The following is a 24,001-nucleotide window of genomic DNA, read 5'->3' on the forward strand; positions in this document are numbered from 1 at the left end:
AAGGGCGATGAAGCTCAGCGATATCGCCGACAACGCCGGCTCGCGCAAGAAGCGCATGCGTGTCGGCCGTGGCATCGGTTCCGGCAAGGGCAAGACCTCGGGCCGCGGCGGCAAGGGCCAGACCGCGCGTTCGGGCGTCCGCATCAAGGGTTTCGAAGGCGGCCAGATGCCGATGCATCGCCGTCTGCCGAAGCGCGGCTTCAACAACATCTTCCGGCTCGACTTCGCCGAGATCAATCTCGACCGTCTGCAGGAAGCGATCGACAACAAGCTGGTCGATGCGAGCGCGACGGTGAACGTCGAGTCGCTGGTGAAGGCCGGCGTGCTGCGCCGCGCCAAGGACGGCCTGCGGCTGCTCGGCCGCGGCGAGATCAAGACCAAGCTGACCATCGAGGCGCACGGCGCCTCCAAGTCGGCCATTGCGGCGGTCGAGAAGGCCGGCGGCTCGGTCAAGATCCTGGCCCCCGCCAAGGACGAAGGCGAGGCGGCGTAACATCTGCGTCATTGCCCGCGGCCTGCGCGGGCAATCCGTGGATCGAATGATGGACTTATCGAGGCCGAGCACCAGATAATGTCCGGTGTCTGCCGACGGCCCCGAGGGAACGAGTTTCTTGGGGGCGTCGGCGAAGCGGGCTCCGGGAGAAAGCCGAACATGGTCTCAGCAGCCGAACAACTTGCCGCAAACCTCAATTTCGGACAGCTGGCGAAAGCCGACGAGCTGAAGAAGCGCATCTGGTTCACCCTGGGTGCGCTGCTTGTTTATCGGCTGGGCACCTATATCCCGCTGCCGGGCATCGATCCCAACATCTGGGAGCAGGTGTTCCGCAGCCAGTCCGGCGGCATCCTCGGCATGTTCAACATGTTCGCCGGCGGCGGCATCCACCGCATGGCGATCTTTGCGCTGAACATCATGCCGTACATCTCGGCATCGATCATCGTCCAGCTGCTGACCACCGTGTCGCCGCAGCTCGAGGCGCTCAAGAAGGAAGGCGAGGCGGGCCGCAAGACGCTGAACCAGTACACCCGCTATCTGACGGTGATCCTGGCGCTGTTCCAGTCCTACGGCATCGCGATCGGCCTCGAAGGCGCCGGCAATGTCGTCAGCGACCCCGGCATGTTCTTCCGGATCTCGACCGCGATCACGCTGACCGGCGGCACCATGTTCCTGATGTGGCTCGGCGAGCAGATCACCTCACGCGGCATCGGCAACGGTATCTCGCTGATCATCCTGTCCGGCATCGTCGCCGAGCTGCCGTCGGCGCTCGCCAACATGCTGGAACTCGGCCGCCAGGGCGCGATGTCGACCGGCCTGATCCTGATCGTCATCGTGATGGCGGTCGCCGTGATCGCCTTCATCGTGTTCATGGAGCGTGCGCAGCGCCGGCTGCTGATCCAGTATCCGAAGCGCCAGGTCGGCAACAAGATGTTCGAGGGCCAGTCCTCGCATCTGCCGCTCAAGCTCAACACCTCGGGCGTGATTCCGCCGATCTTCGCTTCGTCGCTGCTGCTGCTGCCGACCACGGTTGCGAACTTCAACGCCGGCAAGGGGCCGGAGTGGTTCCAGTGGCTCACCACCCAGCTCAGCCACGGCCGGCCGCTGTTCCTGCTGATGTATCTCGCGCTGATCGTGTTCTTCGCCTTCTTCTACACCGCGATCGTGTTCAACCCAACCGAGACCGCGGACAATCTGAAGAAGCATGGCGGCTTCATTCCGGGCATTCGGCCCGGTGAGCGCACCGCCGAATACATCGACTACGTGCTGTCGCGCATCACGGTGCTCGGTGCGATCTATCTCGCGATCGTCTGCCTGATTCCTGAAATTCTGATTTCCTACGCCTCGGTCCCGTTCTACTTTGGCGGCACTTCGCTCCTGATCGTCGTCAGCGTGACGATGGATACGGTGTCGCAGGTGCAGGGCTATCTGCTCGCTCATCAGTATGAAGGGTTGATCAGGAAGTCGAAGCTCAGGGGAGGCCGCCGCCGCTGATCGCGGCGCGGCTTCAAACTCAAAACACAGGTGTGCGGACGTCGCCACCTAGCCGGGGGGCGAAACAGATATGAGATTGATCCTTTTGGGGCCGCCGGGCTCGGGCAAGGGAACCCAGGCACAGCGGCTGGTGCACCGGCATGGCATCGTTCAGCTCTCGACCGGCGAGATGCTGCGCGCAGCCGCTGCCGCGGGCACCCCGGTCGGCTTGCAGGCCAAGGAGATCATGGCCAATGGCGGCCTGGTTCCCGACGAGATCGTGGTTGGAATCATCGCTGACCGAATCGAGGAGCCCGACGCCAAGAAGGGCTTCATTCTCGACGGCTTCCCGCGCACCGTGCCGCAGGCGGAGGCGCTCGACGAACTGCTCCGGAAAAAGCACCTCAAGCTCGACGCCGTCGTCGAGCTGCGCGTCAACGAGAGCGCGCTGCTCGCCCGCGTCGAGAAGCGTGCTGAGGAAACCCGCGCGCGCGGCGAGGAAGTGCGCCTCGACGATACGCCGGAAGTGCTGACCAAGCGCCTGGCGCAGTACCGCTCGCTGACGGAACCGCTGATTCACTATTATTCGGAGCGGCGGAAGCTCCTGACGGTCGACGGCATGATGACCATCGAGCACGTCACCCGCGAGATCAACCGGATCCTGACCGCGCTCGGCGCGCTGGAACCGAAGGAGCACGAAGAGGCCAAGAGCGCCTCGAAGGCGTCCAAGACAGCCAAGAAGATCGCGAAGCAGCCGACCAAGAAGGCAGCTAATTCGGCCAAACCGGCCCGCAAGGCCGCCAAGGGGGCCTCAAAGCCGGCCGCCAAGGCCAAAGCTGCCAAGAAGGCTGCCAAGAAAACGGCGAAGCAGCCGGCCAAGAAGACCGTGAAGAAGGCCGCAAAGCAGGCTGCCCGTGCCGTGAATGCCCGGAAGGGGGCAAAAGCTGCCAAAAAGGCAGCAAAAAAGCTCACGAAAAAGCGAGCTAAACGCTAGGAGCGGTTGACGAAACCGACATGAATCCTTTAATAAGCCCCGCATCCAAGTTGGATAGTTTTATGACGATGCCGGGCCCCGAAGGACATGAGGGGAAGGGCGTCGTGTTCGCGTTTGTGGACACAAGCCCGCAGAGAGCAAGAACTTGAGAAGCCCGTATCCGTGATGGATCGGCGACAGGAGAGAAGTCCGTGGCCCGTATTGCCGGCGTCAACATTCCTACCAACAAGCGCGTGCTGATCGCGCTTCAGTACATCCATGGTATCGGCCAGAAGAACGCGGCCGACATCATCGAGAAGGTCAAGATCCCGCTGGACCGTCGCGTCAACCAGTTGACCGACCAGGAGGTCCTGCAGATCCGCGAAGTCATCGACCGCGACTATCTGGTCGAGGGCGACCTCCGTCGTGAGGTTGGCATCAACATCAAGCGGCTGATGGACCTCGGCTGCTATCGCGGCCTGCGTCATCGCCGTGGTCTGCCGGTGCGCGGCCAGCGCACCCACACCAATGCGCGCACGCGCAAGGGTCCGGCCAAGGCGATCGCCGGCAAGAAGAAGTAAGTTTTACGAATTGCAGGTGGGGGGTAGCGAATCGAAATTCGCTACTCGCCATTTGCGTTTTGAGGTGTAGCCGCTGGCACTACGGCGGCGTTTGAGATCACAGGAAAGGTTTGAAATGGGCAAGGAAGCCACCCGCGTACGTCGCCGCGAACGCAAGAACATCGCCTCCGGCATCGCGCACGTGAATTCGTCGTTCAACAACACGACCATCACCATCACCGACGCGCAGGGCAACACCATCGCCTGGTCGTCGGCTGGTACGATGGGCTTCAAGGGCTCGCGCAAGTCGACCCCCTATGCCGCGCAGGTCGCGGCCGAAGACGTCTCCAAGAAGGCGCAGGAACACGGCATGCGCACGCTGGAGGTTGAAGTGGCCGGCCCGGGTTCGGGCCGTGAGTCGGCGCTCCGTGCGCTGCAGGCTGCGGGCTTCACCGTCACCTCGATCCGCGACGTGACCACGATCCCGCACAATGGCTGCCGTCCGCGCAAGCGTCGGCGCGTTTGATCTGTAAATCGCGGGCGGCTTTCCAGCCGCCCTGCGATGGTTTTTGGAATTGACCGCGCGGACTGTTCCGCGATCTCCAACGCCAGGTTCGGCCATTCGACGGGCCCGACGACTGGCACATGGGTGAACAAGTGACGATCCAGAAAAATTGGCAAGAACTCATTCGACCGAACAAGCTGCAGGTGACGCCGGGCTCGGACGCGAGCCGGTTCGCCACCGTGGTCGCCGAGCCGCTCGAGCGCGGCTTCGGCCAGACGCTCGGCAACGCGCTGCGCCGCATCCTGCTGTCCTCGCTGCAGGGCGCGGCGGTGCAGTCGGTGCATATCGACGGCGTGCTGCACGAGTTCTCCTCGATCGCCGGTGTCCGTGAAGACGTCACCGACATGGTCCTCAACATCAAGGACATCTCGATCAAGATGCAGGGCGAAGGCCCGAAGCGCATGGTCGTGAAGAAGCAGGGCCCGGGCGCCGTCACCGCCGGCGACATCCAGACCGTCGGCGACGTCACCGTGCTCAACCCCGACCTGCAGCTCTGCACGCTGGACGATGGCGCAGAGATCCGCATGGAGTTCACGGTCACGACCGGCAAGGGCTATGTCGCCGCCGAGCGCAACCGGCCTGAGGATGCGCCGATCGGCCTGATCCCGGTCGACAGCCTGTTCTCGCCGGTCCGCAAGGTCTCCTACAAGGTCGAGAACACCCGCGAGGGCCAGATCCTCGACTACGACAAGCTGACCATGACGATCGAGACCAACGGCGCGATCACGCCGGAGGACGCCGTGGCCTATGCCGCGCGCATCCTGCAGGATCAGCTCAACGTGTTCGTCAACTTCGAAGAGCCGCGCAAGGAAGTCACGCAGGAGATCATCCCCGATCTCGCGTTCAACCCGGCGTTCCTCAAGAAGGTCGACGAGCTCGAGCTGTCGGTGCGTTCGGCAAACTGCCTGAAGAACGACAACATCGTCTACATCGGCGACCTCGTGCAGAAGTCGGAAGCGGAAATGCTCCGCACCCCGAACTTCGGCCGCAAGTCGCTGAACGAGATCAAGGAAGTGCTGGCCCAGATGGGTCTGCACCTCGGCATGGAAGTGCCGGGCTGGCCGCCGGAGAACATCGACGAGCTCGCCAAGCGCTTCGAGGATCACTACTGATTTGGTCATTCCGGGGCGGCTCGCAGAGCCGAACCCGGAATCTCGAGATTCCGGGTTCGATGCTGCGCATCGCCCCGGAATGACGTCATAGGGCGAACGCAGGATGCCCACCTGCAAAACTTGTCGCTGAACCACCGCGGCAGAATTGAAGAAGGAAGAAGTCAATGCGTCACGGCAAGGTTCATCGGAAGCTCAACCGCACCGCCGAGCATCGGCGTGCGATGTTCGCCAACATGGCGGCCGCGCTGATCAAGCACGAGCAGATCGTCACCACGCTGCCGAAGGCCAAGGAGCTGCGGCCGATCGTCGAGAAGCTCGTCACCCTCGGCAAGAAGGGCGGTCTCGCCCTGCGCCGCCAGGCGATCTCGGAGCTGCGCGACCTCGACCAGGTCAGGAAGCTGTTCGACACGCTGGCGACCCGTTACAAGGACCGCCAGGGTGGCTACACCCGCATCATCAAGGCCGGCTTCCGCTACGGCGACAACGCGGCGATGGCCGTGATCGAGTTCGTCGACCGCGACGTCGACGCCAAGGGCCAGGACTCCGGTCCGACCCAGGACAAGGAAGCCGAGGCTGCGTAGGCCCGGTTACCGAGCCAAGGTTTTGAAAACGGCGCCCTCGGGCGCCGTTTTTATTTGGCGGCGACGCTCCATCCCAGTCGTCGTCCTGGCTTTCGCCAGGACGACGTCGTCATTGGCTTCCTCACGCGTCGGTGAGATGCAATTGCGGTGCATCATGCCGCGCCCGATATCTCGGTCAGCATCAATGGAGATGACGCCATGAGAATCGACCTTTCCGGAAAGACTGCGCTGGTGACCGGCTCGACCGCGGGCATCGGCAACGCCATTGCCAGGGGGCTGGCCGAGACCGGCGCCGAGGTCGTCGTCAACGGCCGCAGCCAAGCCAAGGTCGATGCGGCGGTCGCCGCGATCGCCAAGGCGGTGCCGGGCGCCAAGGTCCGCGGCATTGCGGCCGACGTCTCGACATCGGCCGGTTGCCAGGCGTTGCTGGCGGCGCTGCCCGAGGTCGACATCCTCGTCAACAATGCCGGCATCTTCGAGCCGAAGGCGTTCTTCGATATTCCCGACGAGGACTGGAGCCGCTTCTTCGAGGTCAACGTGATGTCGGGCGTGCGGCTACATGCAGGGCATGCTGAAGCGCAACTGGGGCCGCATCGTCTTCATCTCCTCGGAATCCGGCCTCAACATCCCGACCGAGATGATCCACTACGGCACGACCAAGACCGCGCAGCTTGCGATCGCGCGCGGGCTCGCGCAGCTGACCCGCGGCACCGCCGTGACCGTCAACTCCGTGCTGCCCGGACCGACGATGTCCGAGGGCGTCGAGACCTTCGTCAAGGATCTCGCCAAGCAGAACGGCCAGTCGATCGAGGAGGCGGCCTCCAACTTCGTCAAGCAGCACCGGCCGACTTCGCTGTTGCAGCGCTTTGCCAGCACCGAGGAGATCGCCAACCTTGTGGTCTATGTCTGCTCGAAGCAGGCCTCCGCGACCAATGGCGCCGCGCTGCGGGCCGAGGGCGGCATCGTCAACACCATTGCCTGAGGTGCGGCCATGTCAGCCTATGTGATTTCCGAGGTCGACGTGAAGGATGCCGCGGGCTTCGAGGCCTATCGCACGATCGCCGCCAAGGCGATCGCGCAGTATGGCGGTCGCTATCTGGTACGCGGCGGTGCTGCGGAGGCGGTCGAAGGCGGACCGCCGCCGAAGAACATCATCGTCGTCGAATTCCCGTCGATGACGCGGCTGCGCGAGTGGTACGCGTCGCCGGAATATGCCGAGGCGCTCAAGCATCGGCGGACCGCGCTGGACCGCCGGCTGATCTTCGTCGAAGGCGTGCCGCCGAGTTAACCCTTGGCCCCGTCCAGAAACTCGCTGAATCCGGAGGGACGGTAGGGGCCGAAGCACAATTGCTCCAGCACGCCAATTCCTGTCCGGTCGCCGTGGCGGGCGCGAACCACCTGTTGCACATGCACGTTCTCGCGGGCCAGCGGGTCGAGCGTTGAAGGATCGAACGACTCGCCGCCGATCTCGAGCTCGCCCTTCCACATGCCCTGGCCCCATTGCGGATGACCGTAGCCGAGGCCCTTCATCTGGAATTTCAGGATCGGGTCGAGCGCTATCGTGCTGGTGTGGCCGTCGATGTCGACCAGGTCGATCTCGGCCGACTGCGCAAGCCGCGTGTTCGGCACGTATTTGACGCGGTGCCGCGCAGTCGCCATGCGGCGGTCGAGCCCGTCGACGACGCCGGGAATCTCGGCCTCGCTTCGGTAGAGCGGCGCGGTGATGCCCTCGCGGACCAGCGCCTCGCCCTGCGTCCCGTCGAAGAAGATCGCGTGCGAGATATGGTCGTCCCAGACCAGCGGGGCCCAGAGGAAGAACACGCTCGGCGGCGGCATCGGCGCGCCGCCGACGTCGCGTTCGCCGACATTGCGCACGCCCCAGGAGCGATCCTTGGTGCCGTAGCAGGTGTGATCGTCGACCTTGATCTCGCCGTCGGGGTGGCGCACGACGCCGCTCCAGCGGCCGAACTGGTCGAACCGGGTCGAGTCCATCGCGCGGCGGTCGCCGGACCAAAGCGTCTGACGCGCTTCCTGGATCGCGGCGGTGCGTGCGGAGAAGGTCAGGTCGCAGGCGAGACCCGTCGCATTGTCGTCGAGCACGACGCGGGTTCGCCGCATCGGCTCGATCACCTCGAGCCTGAACGGGCCGACCTGCATCTCGGTGCGTTCGAGTGGCGCCCGCCGCGAACCGTAGAAGCAATGCTGCCGTCCGCCGCGCTCCACGACGCTGAAGGCGCAATCGAGGATCTTGCGGTGCGGGTAGATCGCGATGCCGATGCCGAAATAATACGCGCCGTCGGCGGTGTAGCCGTTGAACCAGGTGCGGTCATAGACATTGCGGTCGCTGGTCGAGGGAACCGCGATCGGCTCCGGCGTCTGGTGGATGGGGAAGTCGTCCAGTTTGTTGAGCACGCCGATCCCTTTCGATGTCTTGATGCGCTGTCTTCAAGCGGAGCGTTAGCCGCTTCGCGCGATGGCGCTTCAGTCCTGCCAGTATGAAAAACTGTCGTGGTCCTGCGCTTGCGCGCAGGCGCCACGGGTCATTTTCAGGAACAGTGCGTCGCCCCGCTCGGAGCGCTGGACGCTGAGCGCCGAGACGACGCCCATCATGATGCCGTGCAGCGTGTAGCGCCGGTAATCCCGCCAGCAGTCCTCCCAGCCATAATCCTGCACGCCGCGCCGGATCAGCTCGGAATGATAGAACCGCACCAGATCGGCTTCATGGAGCCGCCGCTCGGACGGATCGACGCCGGCCGACAGGAAATAGGCGACGTCGACGATGCCTGGCCCCACCGTCAGCGTCTGCCAGTCCAGCGTGGCCATCGGACGGGCGTTGCCACGTACCTCGAACAGCATGTTGTCGAGCCGGAAGTCCGCGTGCTGCAGGGTTCGCGGCGCCGATCGATCGGACTGGTAGCGCGGTATCGCGTCGGGAAGCCGGTCGATCAGATCGAGGAATTCCGGCTCGATCACGCCGTGATAGCGCTCCTTGTAGTGGCCGATGATGGCGGGCAGCACCGCGCGAAGATCCCTGCGCCGGCTTGCGGCGACCACGAAGCATTGCACCGCTTCGAGTGTCGGGTCGTTCCATCGCGGCGCATGCAGCGCGGCGGCCTCACGCATCGCCGTCAGGCAGTCCGCGATCGCGCATCCGGCGAGCTGGTCGCCCGGGCGTGCGGGCGCCAAATCTTCCAGGATCAGCGTGAAGTCGTCGGTCGCCGGATCGATTTCGGCGAGGATCGGCCGCGGGGTGTGAATGTCGACGGTGGCCGCAAGCTCGCGATAGAACGCGACCTCGCGGACATAAAGCGTGTGCGCGGAACCGGAGCGGCGGCTGTCGGGATCCGCGGCCGGGAATTTACCGACAACGCTCAAGGGCGCGTTCGGCGCGTCGCCGTCATAGCCCAGATGAAATCGATAGCTGTCGCCGACGAGGCCATTGCCGACCGGCTTGCAGACGAGATCGATGACCTTCACGTCGTCGATCACACCGGCTGCGCGCAGCGCCCGCGTCATCCACTCCGGATCGATCCGCGACGGATCGGCCGTGAGCAAACTCATCGGTTTCCTCCCATCGCCATGTATCCCCTTGGGGCGTCACCACCGTTCCGGCCGCCTCTTGCTGCGGCCGGATTGAGGACGGGGTGATCGTTGCGCAAATCATACAGGCGATGCTGGCTTTGGCAAAAGCCACACGCCGGCCTGTGGGGATATCTCGCGAGGTGTGCAGCTGCGTAGGGCGAGTTAGCGTCAGCGTAACCCGCCGTTCGCAGAGCGAAATGATGGTGGGTTACGCTGCGCTAACCCACCCCACACATTGGAGTCCTACCAGCCCTCCAGCACGATCTTGCCACGCGACTTGCCGCTTTCCAGCAGCGCATGGGCGCGCTTGAGGTTGGCGGCGTTGATGGTGCCAAAAGTCTGGTCGAGCGTGGTGCGCAGCACACCCTTGTCGATCAGGTCGGCGACATCGTTGAGCAGACGATGCTGCGCGATCATGTCAGGTGTCTGGAACGAGGAGCGCGTGAACATCGATTCCCAGTGCACGGAGACCGCCTTGCCCTTGAACGCGGCGACGTTGAATTCGGCGGGATCGTCGATCAGGCCGAACTTGCCCTGCGGCGCGATGAAGTCGGCGATCGACTTGTAGTGCTGGTCGGTGAAGGTGAGGCTGGCGACGAGGCCGACCGGCGACAGCCTCAAGCTCTCGATCTGCTCCTTCATCGGCTGCGAGTGGTCGATCACCGCATGCGCACCGAGATCGCGGCACCACCTCTGCGACTCCGGCCGCGTCGCGGTCGCAACCACGGTCAACCCGGTGAGGCGGCGCGCAAGCTGGATCAGGATCGAGCCGACGCCGCCGGCGCCACCGGTGATCAGCAGCGTCCGCGGATCGAGGCTCTTGCCCGGCACCGCGCCGAGCCGGTCGAACAAAAGCTCCCACGCGGTGATCGAGGTCAGGGGCAGGGCGGCGGCCTGCGCGAAGGACAGCGATGCCGGCTTGTTGCCGACGATGCGCTCGTCGACCAGATGAAATTCCGAATTGGTGCCCTGGCGCTGGATCGAGCCCGCGTAGAACACTTCATCGCCGGGCTTGAAGAGCGAAACGTCGGGCCCGACGGCGTCGACCACCCCGGCCGCGTCAAAGCCGAGGATCTTGTAGCTGCCGTCGGTCGGCGCCGCGCGCTTGCGCACCTTGTAGTCGACCGGGTTGGCCGAGATGGCCTTCACCGCGACGCGGATGTCGCGCCCCTTCGGTTCGGGCTTGGCGATCTCGAAATCGACGAGCGAATCCGCCGCCTCGATCGGCAGCGATTTTTGATATCCGACGGCCTTCATGCCTAGTCTCCGTGGTGGGCGATTGCCTGCCGCCTTACCTGTCGCGCTGGCGTCCTTTTGGCAAGTACTGTAAAATCAGGGAACTAGTCCCTGTTTGTATACTATTGGGAAATTACCGATGAAACGGAAGAATTTTGCGCGCCGGCCGGGCTGCGCGGTCGAGGCAGCGCTCGACCTGATCGATGGCAAATGGAAGGGCGTGATCCTGTATCATTTGCAGGCCGGCACCCAGCGCTTCGGCGAGTTGCGGCGGCGGATGCCCGGCATCACCCAGCGCATGCTGACCAAGCAGCTTCGGGCGCTCGAGGACGACGGCCTCGTGACCCGCAAGGTCTACGCCGAGGTGCCGCCGCGGGTCGAATACACGCTCTCCGAACTCGGCGAGAGCCTGCGTCCGGTGATCGATATTTTGAAAGCCTGGGGCGAGGGCCATCAGGAACGGCTGTCCTGCGCGCCGGCGCCGGACGTCGTCGTGAAGAAGAAGCGCGCGGCCTGACCATTTGCAATGAAGAAGGCCGGGAGCGGTGTGTCGCTCCCGGCCATTGTTATCGGCGCTGATCAGATCGCGTCAGAACGCAACCTGCGTGCGCAGCGCGACCGCGTCGAACTTCGAGCCGGCATCCACAGGCGAGGTCGCCGAGGCCTGTCTGGCGATGTCGCCGTGCAGGTAGTTCAGCATGAAGCGGACGTTGTTGTTGACGTACCAGTTCAGCGCGGCGGTGTAGACGGTCTGCCGTCCGCCGGCGATGCCGACGGCCTGGCCGACCTGGTCGTTGAGGTTCATCGTGCTGACGCGGCCGGCGATTTCCCAGGCGCCCCAGCCGCCGCCTGCGAGCGAGACCGGATCGTGCGGCTTGATACCGCCGTAGGAGGCCGTTGCCGGATTGTAGGCGTGGTTCTCGCCGGTCAGCACGTAGCCGACCTGCGCATAACCGCCGTCGAATTTCAGGCTCGGCGCGCCGAATGGCGGCAGCCCGGTATTCGCAGAGCGGTCGACATTGAACCAATAGTACTCGCCCTGTGCGATGAACGGGCCATAGGTCGCGGCCGCCTCGACGCCGTAGACCTGTGCGCCCGAGACGTTGGCGATCGCACCGGTCGAGATCAGCGTCGTCGGGTCGATGCGTAGCTCGGGCCGGTCGTTCAGCGTGAGCGTCTGCGCTTGGGTGAGCTGGTTGCGCGGCGGCTGGACCAGCCATTCCGCATCGGCGCCGATATGCACCGAGTAGTTCTTGCCGCTGATCGGATTGCCGGCGACGCGGATGACACCGCCATACTGCTCGGACGTGCCGGCCGGCGCGGCTGACGACGCGGAGTGAATTGCGCCTGTCGTCGGTCCCGTGACATAGCCGCCGATCCAGAGCTGGTCGTTCCACCATCGGGTGCCGGCGCCCGAACGGAAGTCACCGGCCGCGATGTTCTGTGCGATGATGCCGACGGAGGCGCGCTCCATGAACAGGATGTCGTTGGAGCTCGTCGATTCGTCCAGCGTCCACGGGATGTCCATGATGCCGCCTTCGATCGCCATCTTGCCGCCGAACGGCTTGAAGCCGGTGTAGCTCAGATAGGCATTCTCGACGCCAGAGGTGCCGCCGCCCGGCAGTGATCCCGGTGCCGCACCGCCGAAGCCGTCGGACGAGCCGCCGAAGTCGTAGATCAGCGCGTAATTCCAGTCGCCGAAGAATTTGCCGACGATGCCGATGCGGGCGCGGCGGAGGTTCTCGCCGCTGTCGAGCTTCTGCGGCGAGGTACTTGCGGTGTTCGGACGATAGTCGTAACCGCCGACATCCCAGTGCACGCGGCTCGTGATCGCAACGCAGTTCTGTTCATCCGCAGTGCAGATCGTCGGCCGGTTGTTCGGCAGCGTCACCACGACGCCCGACGGCGCGACCGGGCCCTTGACCGGGATCGCGGCGTTGGCGCTTGCAACACGCGCGGCCTTGGCATCCGCCGCCTTCGCGTTGGCGTTCGCGCTGGCTGCGGTCGCGGTATTGGCATTGGTCTGCTTCTGCAGCTTGTCGAGCTTCTGCTCGAGCATCTTCAGCTGCTGCTTGAGCAGCGCGATCTCCGCGTCGCTGCCGCCTCCGGCCGATTGCGAATAGGCCGGCGAGGCGGCGAGCGCCCCTGCCAGCCCTATGGCGATTGCACCAACTTTTGTCGCACCCATCGTGCACCCCTGTTGTGTTTGAATTCCCCACTCACTCACTGAAACGTCCTAGGAGTTGATCGTGACTGACGCACGACAGCGCCGCCTAGCATCGCAGTTCCGCTTGTTGTCCGCAGGCAACAAGCGGAGCGGCGCAGTGAGATGACAGTCATCATAGGAGTTTGGCAGCGCGCTTCAACGCGGCTGCCGGGGGTTTTGCACCGGTCCGGCGGGGGCCAGTTATCCGGCCGGGCGCCCTTCAATTGCCCGGCGAACACGCCTATATTCCGGCGTTTCCACGAGAGGTGAGAATGCTCCGACCTGTCCGCTTCGCTGCCATATCCGCTCTGTGCACATTGGCCTTCATGGGGAATCTGTCCCCCTCCGCGGCCCAGGACCGCCGCGTGCCGTCCTCGCAGGCCGAGCTCCAATTGTCCTATGCGCCGATCGTGCAGCGGGTGCAGCCGGCGGTGGTCAATGTCTACGCGGCCAAGACGGTGCAGAACCGCAATCCGTTTCTGGACGATCCGATCTTCCGCCGCTTCTTCGGTGTCCCGGGGCAGCAGCCCGAGCAGATGCAGCGCTCGCTCGGCTCCGGCGTGATGGTCGATGGCTCCGGTCTCGTGGTCACAAACAATCACGTGATCGAGGGCGCCGATCAGGTGAAGGTCTCGCTCGCCGACAAGCGCGAATACGAGGCCGAGATCGTGCTGAAGGACAGCCGCACCGACCTCGCGGTGCTGCGGCTGAAGGGCACCAACAAGGAGAAGTTCGCGACGCTCGACTTCGCCAATTCGGATCAGCTGCAGGTCGGCGACGTCGTGCTGGCGATCGGCAATCCGTTCGGCGTCGGCCAGACCGTGACGCACGGCATCATCTCGGCGCTGGCGCGTACTCAAGTCGGGATCACGGATTATCAATTCTTCATTCAGACCGACGCGGCGATCAATCCCGGCAATTCGGGCGGCGCGCTGGTCGACATGACCGGCCGGCTCGCCGGTATCAACACCGCGATCTTCTCGCGCTCCGGTGGTTCGCAGGGCATCGGCTTTGCGATCCCCGCCAACATGGTGCGCGTGGTGGTGGCCTCCGCCAAGAGCGGCGGCAAGGCGGTGAAGCGGCCATGGCTTGGCGCGCGGCTGCAGGCGGTCACGCCGGAGATCGCAGAGACGCTCGGGCTGAAGCTGCCGACCGGCGCGCTGGTCGCCAATGTCGCGCCGAACAGCCCGGCGGCGAAGGCCGGGCTCAAGCTGTCCGATCTGATCGTCGGGATCGACGGCACGCCAATCGACGATCCCAACGCGTTCGACTACCGCTTCGCGACCCGTCCGCTCGGTGGCAGCGCGGAGATCGAGGTGCAGCGCGCCGGCAAGCCGGTGAAGCTCACCGTACCGCTGGAGACCGCGCCCGATACCAACCGCGACGAGATCGTGCTGACCGCGCGTTCGCCATTCCAGGGCGCCAGGGTTGCGAACATCTCGCCGGCGCTGGCCGATGAGCTGCATCTCGACGCCGGCGCGGAGGGCGTCGTCGTCACCGAGCTCGCCGATGACGGCACCGCCGCCAATGTCGGCTTCCAGAAGGGCGACATCATACTCGCCGTCAACAATGAGAAGATCGTACACACCAGCGACCTCGACAAGGTATCGAAGGCGGGATCGCGGATCTGGCGCATCACGCTGGTGCGCGGCGGCCAGCAGATCAACGTGACGCTCGGCGGATGAGCCCGAAGAGACCGCACGAAGCCAGCAATCTCTTTGCCGCGGCGGGGATGGAGCAGGACGCGCCACACCCGCTGCCGGATCGGCTGCGCCCGCGCACGCTGGCTGACGTCGTCGGTCAGGATCACATCCTCGGCCCAGACGGCGCGCTGACTCGCATGCTGGAGACGCGCACGCTAGGTTCTCTGGTGTTCTGGGGACCGCCCGGCACCGGCAAGACCACCGTGGCGCGGCTGCTGGCCGACGCCACCGAGCTGCATTTCGAGCAGATCTCCGCGGTGTTCTCCGGCGTCGCCGACCTGAAGAAGGCGTTCGATGCCGCACGGGCCCGGCGCGAGACCGGCAAGGGCACGCTGCTGTTCGTCGACGAGGTGCACAGGTTCAACCGCGCGCAGCAGGATTCCTTCCTGCCCGTGATGGAGGACGGCACCGTGGTGCTGGTCGGCGCCACCACGGAGAACCCGTCCTTCGAGCTCAACGCGGCGCTGCTGTCGCGCGCCCGCGTGCTGGTGTTTCATTCGCTCGACACGGCCGCGATCGAACGGTTGTTTGCCAATGCCGAGAAGATCGAGGGCAAGACCCTGCCGCTCGATGCGGAAGCGCGCGCCGTGCTGGTGCGGATGGCCGATGGTGACGGCCGCGCCTCGCTGACATTAGCCGAAGAGGTCTGGCGCGCCGCGCGCAAGGGCGAGGTGTTCAACGCCGAGCAGTTGCAGGCCATCCTGCAGCGCCGCGCGCCGATCTACGACAAGTCGGCCGATGGCCATTACAATCTGATCTCGGCGCTGCACAAGTCGGTGCGCGGCTCCGATCCGGATGCGGCCCTGTATTATCTCGCGCGCATGCTCGATGCCGGCGAGGACCCGCTCTTCCTGGCGCGGCGCGTGGTGCGGATGGCGGTCGAGGACATTGGTCTCGCCGATCCGCAGGCATTGGCGGTCTGCAACGCCGCCAAGGATGCCTATGATTTCCTGGGCTCGCCGGAGGGCGAGCTCGCGATCGCGCAGGCCGTGGTCTATCTCGCCACCGCGCCGAAATCGAACGCGGTGTACACGGCGTTCGGCGCTGCGATGCAGACCGCAAAGCAGGGCGGCTCGCTGCTGCCGCCGAAACACATCCTGAATTCGCCGACCAAGCTGATGAAGTCGGAGGGCTACGGCTCCGGCTATCAATACGACCACGACGCGCCCGACGCGTTCTCCGGCCAGGACTATTTCCCGGAAGCGCTCGGCCGCCAGACCTTCTACGATCCGCCCGACCGCGGCTTCGAGCGCGAGATCCGCAAGCGGCTGGATTACTGGAACAGGCTACGCAAGGAGCGCGGCGGGAGCTAGGCCGCGTACTTATAAACTAACCGCGTGAATCGATGTCCGCTTGTCCCCCAAGAAAGGCGCGAAAGCGGACGTTGCCGGACTTCCGAGAAGGGCCAAAAGCGGACCATCCCGACAGCGTGTGCTATTGCACGCTCGGCGGATCGCCCTCCGATTTCCGCAAATGCATATTTGAAATGAAATCTTGAAATAAATGCGGCTCACCGAAGCCTTTGTCGCGGGTGCGCCTTCTGTTATTGACTGTCGTCCTGAAGATACGGAGGCTTCACCGATGAAACGGCCGCTCGCGGCTTCGGCGGCTCTCGTCGCGATGCTCGCCTTCGCGGATGCGGCCCTCGCCTGCCGTGTCGCAACGCATCAATCCATTTTCTTCGAAGAGGGCCATCTTCCGATAATCGAAGGGACCGTGGCGGTCGAAATCGAAGTCACCGGGACCGCGTCAGCTTCCGGTCCAGTTGCCGTCCGCGTATCGCGGGTGGTGCGAGGAGATATCGATCCCGGGCCGCTGTCACTCGCGGTCCAGGTCTCGTCTTGCGGAGGATACCCGAGAGCGGGATCCAAAGGCGTGGTGGTCGGCCACGTTTCGAGACAACCCGACGGCAGCAACGTGATCGCGGCGTTGTGGAATTATCCCGAGCGATCAAAGTCGACTTCAGGGACGCCGTCGTGCCCGATCCCCGTGCCGCGTACGGAATCTGAAGTGCTTGCCCTCGGAGGAGGCCGCTCGCGCGGAATTTCGCCGATCTCCACGGTAGGACTCGACAAGATGACGACTGTTTCGAACGTCAGGATCGAGGGAGACCGGCCGCTTTATCTTGTTCTCGGAAGCCGGACACCGACGATTTGGAACCTCGATGGCAACGTGGGCCTGATCGATCGTGTGGTCGTCGAGTCGGACAAGAGTCGGGGCGGGATGTACACGTCAGCGGTTTCGGGCGTCCCGCCGGAGAAAGTCTCGTTCACGACGTGCCTTCCTATGGCGACCGGAGGACTCGAAGACGATGCGCTGAGGACAATGTTGCTGCAAGAGATCGGGCGCGCCGACCGGATCGTCCATAGCGAAGATCTGACCGGGACCAAGATGCCGTCGTTCGAGCGATTCGTTCCGGAAGACGTGGCGAAGCCGGTCCGTCTCGATGAGAATAGCATGGTCTCCGTCGGGCTACTGGAACGATATGAGGTCCTACCGGGCAGGGCCGGGTTCGAAGCGCTCATCGAAGATATGGCCGTCGAGGAAGACGTGGAAGCGTCGCGACGGCAGGGGTTACGCGGCAACAAGGTCTATCGGATTCTGAAGCCGATCCATCGTCTGCCGGCACTGAACCGATACACGATCTACACACTGCCGGCCGGTATGGATCCGCCGGTCAATGCGTCCGACTACTGCGTCTTCGACGGCCGAACCGGGCATCTGATCGACGCGTCGCTGGGTCATGAAGGCTGTAGCGTGCTCAATATCCTCACGGAGAACGGTAAAGATCCGACGGCAGTAGCCCCACCGAAAGTCCCTTCCTGCCCTCCAAGTTTTAAATGTACAGCATCGACACCGATGCCCGCGCTGCGCCCCACCGAAATCCCGTTGAGGCCGGAAGCCTACGTGAGGGTCGAATATCTGGAACAAGACCGCAGTATGCAGTCCATGCGCGGATTTCTGCAGTACGAACTGGGATTCGCTTTCAACAGGATCACTGGCGCTCCGACCGATCGGAAATGGCCGCCGCCGCCGGACACGTCGCTTGACTACCATTTCGTGATGTTCGGAAGCGATGCGTTGCCTCCTGAGGACGTCGTCCCGCTTCGTGGTTTCGCTCGAGTGCCGTACGTGCTGCTCGCCACCCCCAAACTTCCGGTACAGACGGTGGCTGATCTGGTCCGATATGCGCGATTGGAAAAGACACCCATCAGATACGTCGATAGCGGAGGGACGGCGACCAAGGTAGTGGAGAACTTTCTGAACCATTTCGACATCCAGGGCGAGCGGATCCCGGCGTCGGGTGACGACGCCTACGCGGCCGTGATCGCCGGTCGGGCGGACCTGATGATGTCGACCATTCTCCATGCGGCGGACGTGACGAATACAGGACGCGTTCGAGCGCTCGCGGTGACCGGAGCCAACCGCAACGCGCGTCTTCCGGACGTACCTGCCGTGGCGGAGTTCTTCCCGGGGTACTCCGACGGAGATTGGTACGCCGTAGGAGCGAGGAAGGGCGCCGCTGCCGAAGAAATGCTTGCCTTGGCCGACATAATGAAGACGGTCGATCATGACCCGGCTACCTCGGTCAAGTTCAGGGAACTTGGGGTCGACCTATTCGATGTCGGCCCGGAGGAAATCGCGAAACTCTTGAAGCGATAGACGATCGCGGCAGCGGCCTCCGCACGCCGACACTGGCGCGAATGCGCGCAGGCGGCCGAGCCTGCCGAAAAGAATAGGGAGTTCGATTCGGGTCATGAACGACAAAACTCAAGGTAAGCACGATAGGTCCGCTTTCGGGTGCATAGCGACCACTTGAGCCTCACGGCCGAGCCATTGACAAGCTCGCCGCCAACTACCTTGAATTTGTTCAACTCGCGTCAATCCGGTTGTGGCTGCGCCTTAGCGAGTCCGCGTGCTCGACGAGAGGCTGCGGCTGCGAATGACGCGCGTTCCCGGTCCCGCCCGCCAGCGTGGGAGCGTGAGTTGCAGAAGCTCGCAAATGTGCACGACCTTGGGCGAGGACACTTGCGCGGCTTCGGAATATTAGAAATGTATCCCTGAGTTGCCCGACGTGTCAAGTTGCCTGGTCGAACGCCGGCCGCCGCCGGCTACTGTGCATGGGGTTGTTTTCGATATTTTGGCAGCGCCGCTGCGACGGCCTGTAGCTCATATTGCTCTGGCGCGTCACTTGACGCTCTTCACGAACTCCAGGATCTCGTTGGTCAACCGCGTATCCGGCGTGTTGATCGCATAGACCTCCGACGTGTGGCTGTGCTGCGGCAGCATGAAGCTGCGGACGCAGCCGCTCGGCCGCTTGCAGCTCGCCTGCTTCAACAGCTCGAACTGCTCGACGAAGCGCGGCGGGTCGAGCTCGGCCGCGGTGATCAGAAACGGGATCGGGCTCGCGAGCAGACCTTGCAACGAGGAGCGTTCGGCGTAGCGCGACGGATCGGAGCCGTAATAGGCGAGCTCGGCATCGCCGGCGGGCGAGGCGGTCAGATCGTAGATGCCCGACACCATGATCGCGCCGGCGAGGCCGCCGCCCTTCACCTTGTGGAATTCGCTGTGCGAGACGTAGCTCGCGACATGGATTGCGCCGACCGACTGGCCCATCAGGAAGACGCGGCTGGGGTCGCCGCCGCGGCTGGCGATGTTCTCCGCGACCCACTGCACGATCGCGCCCATGTCTTCGGCGCCTGCCGGCCAGGGAAAGGCCGGGGCCAGGCGATAGGTGGCATTGACGCCGACAAAGCCGCTCTTGGCGGCCCACAGCATGACGTTGTCGTAGAACGGGCTGCCGGGGTTGCGCTTGTTGCCGGCAATGAAGCCGCCGCCGTGGATGTAGATCAGCACCGGCCGGGGCGGCGACGCCGGGTCCGGCGTGAAGACGTCGAGCAGATGGCGGTCGGCAGGGCCATACTTGACATCGCGCTCGACCTTGACGCCCTGATAAGGCTCCTTCTGCTGCAGCGGTGCGTAGAGTGCGGCCGTCTTGGGCGGGTCGATGACGCGGCCGAGTTCCAGGAGCTTCCAGGCCAAATCTTCCGGCATCGGGCCTTGCTGGCCTAGCGCCGGTCCGGAGAGCATCAGGGCCGCCGCCAAAGCCGATATCGCCAGTCTCATTCCAAAGCTCCCGTCGATTGCCGATTGCGGCCGAACATGGCCGATGTTGTGCCGGATTCGTACCGATTTCGCCGTGACGATTCGCGGCATTTGCGCTACCCACGGGCTTAACTTCGGAGTTGCAACCCCATGAGCCGCCGCGTCAAGAGACCTCTCCGCCCAGCCGCCGACCGCGCCAAAGGCGCGCGTCCCCATCGCGGCCCGGCCGCCGAGCGGGGGCCGGCGCATCGTGCGGGCGGCAAGTCAGCGGCGGTGCGCCTTGGCGACAAGCAGCGGGCGACCAAGCCATTCGTGGCCGAGCCGGAGAAGAGCGTCGCCGAGCCGCCGCCGCTGCCGACCAAGGTGCAGACCGTGGTGGTGACGGCGGACGAGGACAACATGCGCGTCGACCGCTTTCTCGAGGCGCGTTTCCCCGGCCTGTCGTTTTCCCACATCCAGCGTATCGTTCGGAAGGGCGAGCTGCGCGTCAACGGCAAGCGTGCGGACAGCAAGGACCGGCTGGAAGAAGGGCAGAGCGTCCGCATTCCGCCGCTGCGGCTCGATACGCCGAAGGCGGCCACCAGCCTGTCTGAAGCGGCGAAGAAGACCCTCCAGGACCTCAAGGACATGACCCTGTTCGAGGACGCCGACGTGATGGTGCTGAACAAGCCCGCAGGTCTGGCGGTTCAGGGCGGCTCCGGTATCACGCGCAATGTCGACGACATGCTGGAGGTGATGCGCGACGCCAAGGGGCAGAAGCCGCGGCTGGTGCATCGGCTCGACCGCGAGACCTCGGGCTGCCTCCTGATCGCCAAGACACGTTTCGCCGCGACCGCTCTGACCGGCTCGTTCCGGCATCGCTCCGCGCGCAAGATTTACTGGGCGCTGGTCGCCGGCGTGCCGAAGCCGAAGCAGGGCCGCATCTCGACCTATCTCGCCAAGGAGGAGAGCGAGGAGGACAGCATCATGCGGATCGCGGCGCATGGCGACGAGGGCGCCAGCCACGCCGTGACCTACTATGCCGTGGTCGAAACCTCGGCGACGAAGCTCGCCTGGGTCTCGCTCAAGCCGGTGACCGGCCGCACCCATCAATTGCGCGCCCATATGGCGCATATCGATCACGCGATCGTGGGCGACCCCAAATATTTCAACAAGGAAAACTGGCAGCTGCCGGGCGGCCTGCAGAACCGGCTGCATTTGCTCGCGCGCCGGATCGTGATTCCGCACCCGCGTGGCGGCGTGATCGATGCCACCGCGCCGCTGCCGCCGCATATGCTGCAATCCTGGAATCTGCTCGGGCTCGAGGCCGACCGATTCGATCCGATCGAGAATGCGCCCGAGGAGTGACGGCGGACGCCGCCTCCCGATATCCGCCGCGGACAGCAAGAACGATCAAAGCGGCTCATCGCGCCGCGGCTATGTTGCCGCGCGCCGGTCGTTGCCGGCATGCAACCATCAAAGAGGCTGTCCATGACCCGGACTTGGTTGCGCGTCGCGCTTTTCCTGATTGGCTCGGCTGTCGCCTCTGCGTCGGCACATGCCGAGACCGTGGTGCTCCGCGGCGGCACGCTTTACGCATCGGCCGATGCGGCCGCGCTGCCGGATGCGACGATCGTGATCACGGACGGCGTCATCAGCGCGGTCGGCAAGTCCGGCGACGTCAAGCTGCCCTCGGATGCGCGCCTGATCGATTGCAGCGGCAAGACTGTTGTTGCCGGGTTCTGGAACAGCCACGTGCATTTCACGGAACATGTCTGGCACAAGGCCGGCGAGGCGCCGGCCGCGCCGCTGACGCAGCACATGCAGGAGATGCTGACCCGATGGGGCTTCACCACGGTCTGGGATCTCGGCTCCGATCCACGCAACACGCTGCCGCTGCGCAAGCGCATCGCAGCGGGTGAAGTCGCCGGTCCGAACATCCTGCTCGCCGGCAATGTGTTTCCCAAGGGCGGGCATCCCGTCTACCTGCCGCCCGAAATCCAGCTCCCCGAAGCTGCGACGCCGGAGGAGGCCACGAAGTGGGCGCGCGACTGGCTCGCGATGGGCGAGGACGGCATCAAGCTGTTCACCGGCGCGTTCATGGGCGACAAGCCCGTCGTCAACATGGATCCTGCGATCGCCAAAGCGGCCGTCGAAGTCGCGCATGCGCAGGGCAGGCCGGTGTTCGCGCATCCGCAGAACAAGATCGGCGTGGAGACGGTGATCGCAGCGGACGTCGACGTGCTGGCGCACACCACGCCAAGCGAGCGGAGCTACACGGATGACCAGCTGGCGCGGTTCAAGGCGCGGGGGACTGCGCTGATTCCGACGCTGTCGCTGTTCACGACGGTGGTGCTCGACCCCAACGTCACCAACCGTCTGGTGGCCGCGACCGTCAACCAGCTCAAGCAGTTCTCCGAGAATGGCGGCACCGTTTTGTTCGGCACCGATGTCGGCTTCACCACGCTGTACGACACCACGCAGGAAGTCCAGCTGATGCACCGCGCGCTGTCGGAGCGCCAGGTGCTGGCCTCGCTGACCACAAATCCGGCGCGGTTCTTCAAGGCCACGAAGAAGGGCAAGGTGGAGCAGGGCTTTGACGCCGATCTCGTGGTGCTCGACGGCGATCCGCTCAGCGACGTCGCCAATCTCGCGAAGGTGAGCACCACGATCCGTGCCGGTCACGTGATCTATCAGAAGCCGTGAACGCCGGCCGGGGAACGGCTGCGCCAGTCTATTTGGCGGGAAGGCGCAGCGTGGCGAGATCCGAGCCGACAATGGTCGTGCCGGTAAATCCGCCTGCCTCGGCGGCGGCGCGATAGTCCGCTTCGGTCAGCGCGCCACCGGGGACCTTGTAGGGGCCGTGGTGCGTCGCCCCGACCTGCGGCGCGAGATGGGTCACCATCAAATATTTGGCGCCCACGCGCTTCGCCATGGCGCCAAGGTCGGGCGCCAGGCTCTGGCGGTAGAAGACGGGCGGCGGCATGCCGCTGTCGCGCTCCGGACCCATGATGGGATGCATGGTCGAGTGCACGATCACGTCGGCGCCTTGTGCCAGCTTCTCGACTTGCGCCGACGTCGACGTCGGACGCGGCGGAGCGGCACTGTCATTGCTGGCGTCGCCGCCGATCACGACGCTGCCCGCGGGCGTGTCGACGCGATAGGAGGCATGGCCCGCGATGTGGGTCGAGCGGATCGCGCTCACCCGGACCTCGCCCTTCGACCAGATCACCTGTGGCTCGTCCGTCGGCTCGAACGTGACGAGATGCACAAGCTCGGCAGGTCCGCCCGCCAATCGTTTGCTGTCCTCTGAAACCCGTTGTGCGATTTCGCCGGACTGAATGAAGGCGTCGCCGATATGCGCGACAAACTTGCCGCAGCTCAGGGTGAAGCCGAGCGGCGAGGGCGCATCGCTGCTGCAGACGACATCGAGCGCGGGCCCGCCGGAATTCCAGTTCCAGCGCGCGAGCAGAAGGTCGACGAGGCCCTCGGTGTGATCCGAGTGCATATGCGTGAGGAAGACGGCGTCGATCTGGCCAGGTTCGACGTCCAGTTGCGACAGCCGTAGCTCGGTGCCGCGGCCAGCGTCGAACTGCAGCTTCAGCGTCCCGCAATCGGCACTGTCGTCGCCGTAGCGCACGAGTGTGCCGGCGCCCGCGACGCCATTGAGCAAGGCGGGACCGCTCATGGTGCCGGTCAAGGTGACGAGCAGGCAGGGCGCCGATTGGGCGGGAAGCGGCAGCAGCAGCCAGATGACGGCCAGCAGGGGTATCGGAAGAATGAAGTGCCGCATGCTGTCGGCTCCCGCGTCGTTCCGGTCTTCACCGAGACTGCCAAAGTCCGCGCCGCATCTCAACGCTCGGCAGCGCCGCATCGAGGTGTTGTGATCGCGCGGCCGGTTGGTCTCGCCGCACGGTGCGGAAGCTTAGAGCATCAGCTTGTAGCCGATGTGGCTGCCGACGAATCCCAATCGCTCATAGAAGCGGTGCGCGTCGGGGCGCGCCTTGTCGGTCGTGAGCTGCACGAGATCGCAGCCTCTCGCTTTGCACTGCGCGATCGCCCATTCGAACATCTGCTGCCCGACACCCGAGCTGCGGTGCGCCTCGGCAATTCGGACCGCCTCGATCTGCCCGCGCCAGGCGCCCAGGCGTGCCATTCCGGGAATGAAGCTGAGCTGAAGGGTCCCGATCACCTCGTCGTCCAGGGTCGCCACGACCAGCAATTGATTGGGATCGGCGAGGATAGCTTTGAAAGCGTCGACGTATCGTGGGTTCGGCGGCGAGCTTGCATCCTCGCGCTGCTGCCCCAGCACGTCGTTGGCGAGGAGCGCGATGATCGCCGGAAGGTCGGCCGCTTGGGCCTGGCGGAAGGCGATTGATGTCATTGAACAGGGATTCCACGCAGACGAGATCGGTGTCGCCGGATACGTTAC

General features: G+C 64.6%; 21 protein-coding genes and 1 pseudogene. 15 read left to right on the forward strand and 7 right to left on the reverse strand.

Annotated features, from left to right (window positions below):
* Window positions 1-7 precede the first annotated feature (7 nt).
* From rplO to AAFG07_RS18485, 9 genes and pseudogenes are all read left to right on the forward strand, one after another.
* Window positions 8-493: a 50S ribosomal protein L15 gene (gene rplO, locus AAFG07_RS18445; RefSeq protein WP_176530648.1), complete on the forward strand. Its 486-nt coding sequence runs from the start codon at window positions 8-10 to the stop codon at window positions 491-493.
* 159 nt (window positions 494-652) lie between these two features.
* A complete protein-coding gene (secY, locus tag AAFG07_RS18450; protein WP_021081647.1) occupies window positions 653-1,987 on the forward strand; it encodes a preprotein translocase subunit SecY in 1,335 nt (444 codons plus the stop codon).
* Between the two features lie 70 nt (window positions 1,988-2,057).
* The gene (locus tag AAFG07_RS18455; RefSeq protein ID WP_342728491.1) at window positions 2,058-2,960 is read left to right on the forward strand and encodes an adenylate kinase; all 903 of its coding nucleotides are present in this window, start codon (window positions 2,058-2,060) and stop codon (window positions 2,958-2,960) included.
* A gap of 191 nt (window positions 2,961-3,151) precedes the next feature.
* Window positions 3,152-3,520, forward strand: coding sequence for a 30S ribosomal protein S13 (gene rpsM / locus AAFG07_RS18460; RefSeq protein WP_057019544.1), 369 nt, complete (start codon window positions 3,152-3,154; stop codon window positions 3,518-3,520).
* Window positions 3,521-3,635: 115 nt separating this feature from the next.
* Window positions 3,636-4,025, forward strand: coding sequence for a 30S ribosomal protein S11 (rpsK, locus tag AAFG07_RS18465; protein ID WP_006021048.1), 390 nt, complete (start codon window positions 3,636-3,638; stop codon window positions 4,023-4,025).
* 119 nt (window positions 4,026-4,144) lie between these two features.
* Complete coding sequence (locus tag AAFG07_RS18470) at window positions 4,145-5,176, forward strand: DNA-directed RNA polymerase subunit alpha (RefSeq protein WP_097675082.1); 1,032 nt, start codon at window positions 4,145-4,147, stop codon at window positions 5,174-5,176.
* Between the two features lie 164 nt (window positions 5,177-5,340).
* Window positions 5,341-5,757: a 50S ribosomal protein L17 gene (gene rplQ / locus AAFG07_RS18475; protein ID WP_342728492.1), complete on the forward strand. Its 417-nt coding sequence runs from the start codon at window positions 5,341-5,343 to the stop codon at window positions 5,755-5,757.
* Between the two features lie 198 nt (window positions 5,758-5,955).
* A pseudogene (locus tag AAFG07_RS18480) lies at window positions 5,956-6,739 on the forward strand (SDR family oxidoreductase).
* Between the two features lie 9 nt (window positions 6,740-6,748).
* On the forward strand, window positions 6,749-7,045 hold the full coding sequence (locus AAFG07_RS18485; protein ID WP_342728493.1) for a DUF1330 domain-containing protein: 297 nt from the start codon (window positions 6,749-6,751) through the stop codon (window positions 7,043-7,045).
* On the opposite strand, the gene AAFG07_RS18490 is transcribed toward AAFG07_RS18485, so the two are convergent.
* The 3 genes from AAFG07_RS18490 to AAFG07_RS18500 form a co-directional block, all read right to left on the reverse strand.
* On the reverse strand, window positions 7,042-8,169 hold the full coding sequence (locus AAFG07_RS18490) for a hypothetical protein (RefSeq protein ID WP_342728495.1): 1,128 nt from the start codon (window positions 8,167-8,169) through the stop codon (window positions 7,042-7,044). The genes AAFG07_RS18485 and AAFG07_RS18490 overlap by 4 nt on opposite strands.
* A 69-nt stretch (window positions 8,170-8,238) precedes the next feature.
* The gene (locus AAFG07_RS18495) at window positions 8,239-9,318 is read right to left on the reverse strand and encodes a phosphotransferase (protein WP_342728496.1); all 1,080 of its coding nucleotides are present in this window, start codon (window positions 9,316-9,318) and stop codon (window positions 8,239-8,241) included.
* A gap of 264 nt (window positions 9,319-9,582) precedes the next feature.
* Complete coding sequence (locus AAFG07_RS18500) at window positions 9,583-10,596, reverse strand: zinc-binding alcohol dehydrogenase family protein (RefSeq protein WP_342728497.1); 1,014 nt, start codon at window positions 10,594-10,596, stop codon at window positions 9,583-9,585.
* A 118-nt stretch (window positions 10,597-10,714) separates the two neighbouring features.
* Here AAFG07_RS18500 and AAFG07_RS18505 point away from each other — a divergent pair, with 118 nt between their 5' ends.
* Window positions 10,715-11,092, forward strand: a complete 378-nt coding sequence (locus AAFG07_RS18505; protein ID WP_342728498.1) for a helix-turn-helix domain-containing protein — start codon at window positions 10,715-10,717, stop codon at window positions 11,090-11,092.
* Between the two features lie 72 nt (window positions 11,093-11,164).
* On the opposite strand, the gene AAFG07_RS18510 is transcribed toward AAFG07_RS18505, so the two are convergent.
* On the reverse strand, window positions 11,165-12,763 hold the full coding sequence (locus AAFG07_RS18510) for an OprO/OprP family phosphate-selective porin (protein WP_342728499.1): 1,599 nt from the start codon (window positions 12,761-12,763) through the stop codon (window positions 11,165-11,167).
* Window positions 12,764-13,107: 344 nt separating this feature from the next.
* Between AAFG07_RS18510 and AAFG07_RS18515 the strand changes: the two genes are divergently transcribed.
* From AAFG07_RS18515 to AAFG07_RS18525, 3 genes are all read left to right on the forward strand, one after another.
* Complete coding sequence (locus AAFG07_RS18515) at window positions 13,108-14,466, forward strand: DegQ family serine endoprotease (protein WP_342729182.1); 1,359 nt, start codon at window positions 13,108-13,110, stop codon at window positions 14,464-14,466.
* Window positions 14,463-15,797 carry a replication-associated recombination protein A gene (locus tag AAFG07_RS18520; protein ID WP_342728500.1) on the forward strand — a complete coding sequence of 445 codons (1,335 nt, stop codon included), beginning with the start codon at window positions 14,463-14,465 and terminating at the stop codon, window positions 15,795-15,797. Before AAFG07_RS18515 ends, AAFG07_RS18520 begins: the two co-directional genes overlap by 4 nt.
* A 268-nt stretch (window positions 15,798-16,065) precedes the next feature.
* A complete protein-coding gene (locus AAFG07_RS18525) occupies window positions 16,066-18,147 on the forward strand; it encodes a tripartite tricarboxylate transporter substrate-binding protein (RefSeq protein WP_342728501.1) in 2,082 nt (693 codons plus the stop codon).
* 525 nt (window positions 18,148-18,672) lie between these two features.
* Here AAFG07_RS18525 and AAFG07_RS18530 read toward each other — a convergent pair.
* Window positions 18,673-19,611, reverse strand: a complete 939-nt coding sequence (locus AAFG07_RS18530; RefSeq protein WP_342728502.1) for an alpha/beta hydrolase — start codon at window positions 19,609-19,611, stop codon at window positions 18,673-18,675.
* A 129-nt stretch (window positions 19,612-19,740) separates the two neighbouring features.
* On the opposite strand from AAFG07_RS18530, the gene AAFG07_RS18535 reads away from it, so the two are divergent.
* Together AAFG07_RS18535 and AAFG07_RS18540 are read left to right on the forward strand one after the other, a co-directional pair.
* A complete protein-coding gene (locus AAFG07_RS18535) occupies window positions 19,741-20,937 on the forward strand; it encodes an RluA family pseudouridine synthase (RefSeq protein WP_342728503.1) in 1,197 nt (398 codons plus the stop codon).
* Window positions 20,938-21,060: 123 nt separating this feature from the next.
* Window positions 21,061-22,275 carry an amidohydrolase family protein gene (locus AAFG07_RS18540; RefSeq protein WP_342728504.1) on the forward strand — a complete coding sequence of 405 codons (1,215 nt, stop codon included), beginning with the start codon at window positions 21,061-21,063 and terminating at the stop codon, window positions 22,273-22,275.
* Window positions 22,276-22,303: 28 nt separating this feature from the next.
* Here the strand turns inward: AAFG07_RS18540 and AAFG07_RS18545 are convergent, their stop codons facing one another.
* Entirely contained in the window at window positions 22,304-23,362 is a 1,059-nt protein-coding gene (locus tag AAFG07_RS18545) for an MBL fold metallo-hydrolase (RefSeq protein WP_342728505.1), read from the reverse strand.
* Between the two features lie 132 nt (window positions 23,363-23,494).
* Window positions 23,495-23,953: a GNAT family N-acetyltransferase gene (locus tag AAFG07_RS18550; protein ID WP_342728506.1), complete on the reverse strand. Its 459-nt coding sequence runs from the start codon at window positions 23,951-23,953 to the stop codon at window positions 23,495-23,497.
* Between the last annotated feature and the right edge of the window lie 48 nt (window positions 23,954-24,001).

Origin of the sequence: Bradyrhizobium sp. B097 (genome assembly GCF_038957035.1) — a bacterium.
GTDB lineage: Bacteria > Pseudomonadota > Alphaproteobacteria > Rhizobiales > Xanthobacteraceae > Bradyrhizobium.

Bases quoted from the DNA above. Each gene is read 5' to 3' on its own strand.
- AAFG07_RS18505 (WP_342728498.1), top strand. From the start codon at position 10,715: ATGAAACGGAAGAATTTTGCGCGCCGGCCGGGCTGCGCGGTCGAGGCA.
- AAFG07_RS18530 (WP_342728502.1), bottom strand. From the start codon at position 19,611: ATGAGACTGGCGATATCGGCTTTGGCGGCGGCCCTGATGCTCTCCGGA.
- secY (WP_021081647.1), top strand. From the start codon at position 653: ATGGTCTCAGCAGCCGAACAACTTGCCGCAAACCTCAATTTCGGACAG.
- AAFG07_RS18500 (WP_342728497.1), bottom strand. From the start codon at position 10,596: ATGAAGGCCGTCGGATATCAAAAATCGCTGCCGATCGAGGCGGCGGAT.
- AAFG07_RS18520 (WP_342728500.1), top strand. From the start codon at position 14,463: ATGAGCCCGAAGAGACCGCACGAAGCCAGCAATCTCTTTGCCGCGGCG.
- AAFG07_RS18510 (WP_342728499.1), bottom strand. From the start codon at position 12,763: ATGGGTGCGACAAAAGTTGGTGCAATCGCCATAGGGCTGGCAGGGGCG.
- rplQ (WP_342728492.1), top strand. From the start codon at position 5,341: ATGCGTCACGGCAAGGTTCATCGGAAGCTCAACCGCACCGCCGAGCAT.
- AAFG07_RS18485 (WP_342728493.1), top strand. From the start codon at position 6,749: ATGTCAGCCTATGTGATTTCCGAGGTCGACGTGAAGGATGCCGCGGGC.
- AAFG07_RS18470 (WP_097675082.1), top strand. From the start codon at position 4,145: ATGGGTGAACAAGTGACGATCCAGAAAAATTGGCAAGAACTCATTCGA.
- AAFG07_RS18545 (WP_342728505.1), bottom strand. From the start codon at position 23,362: ATGCGGCACTTCATTCTTCCGATACCCCTGCTGGCCGTCATCTGGCTG.
- AAFG07_RS18535 (WP_342728503.1), top strand. From the start codon at position 19,741: ATGAGCCGCCGCGTCAAGAGACCTCTCCGCCCAGCCGCCGACCGCGCC.
- rplO (WP_176530648.1), top strand. From the start codon at position 8: ATGAAGCTCAGCGATATCGCCGACAACGCCGGCTCGCGCAAGAAGCGC.
- AAFG07_RS18495 (WP_342728496.1), bottom strand. From the start codon at position 9,318: ATGAGTTTGCTCACGGCCGATCCGTCGCGGATCGATCCGGAGTGGATG.
- rpsK (WP_006021048.1), top strand. From the start codon at position 3,636: ATGGGCAAGGAAGCCACCCGCGTACGTCGCCGCGAACGCAAGAACATC.
- AAFG07_RS18550 (WP_342728506.1), bottom strand. From the start codon at position 23,953: ATGACATCAATCGCCTTCCGCCAGGCCCAAGCGGCCGACCTTCCGGCG.
- AAFG07_RS18525 (WP_342728501.1), top strand. From the start codon at position 16,066: ATGAAACGGCCGCTCGCGGCTTCGGCGGCTCTCGTCGCGATGCTCGCC.
- AAFG07_RS18515 (WP_342729182.1), top strand. From the start codon at position 13,108: ATGGGGAATCTGTCCCCCTCCGCGGCCCAGGACCGCCGCGTGCCGTCC.
- AAFG07_RS18455 (WP_342728491.1), top strand. From the start codon at position 2,058: ATGAGATTGATCCTTTTGGGGCCGCCGGGCTCGGGCAAGGGAACCCAG.
- AAFG07_RS18540 (WP_342728504.1), top strand. From the start codon at position 21,061: ATGACCCGGACTTGGTTGCGCGTCGCGCTTTTCCTGATTGGCTCGGCT.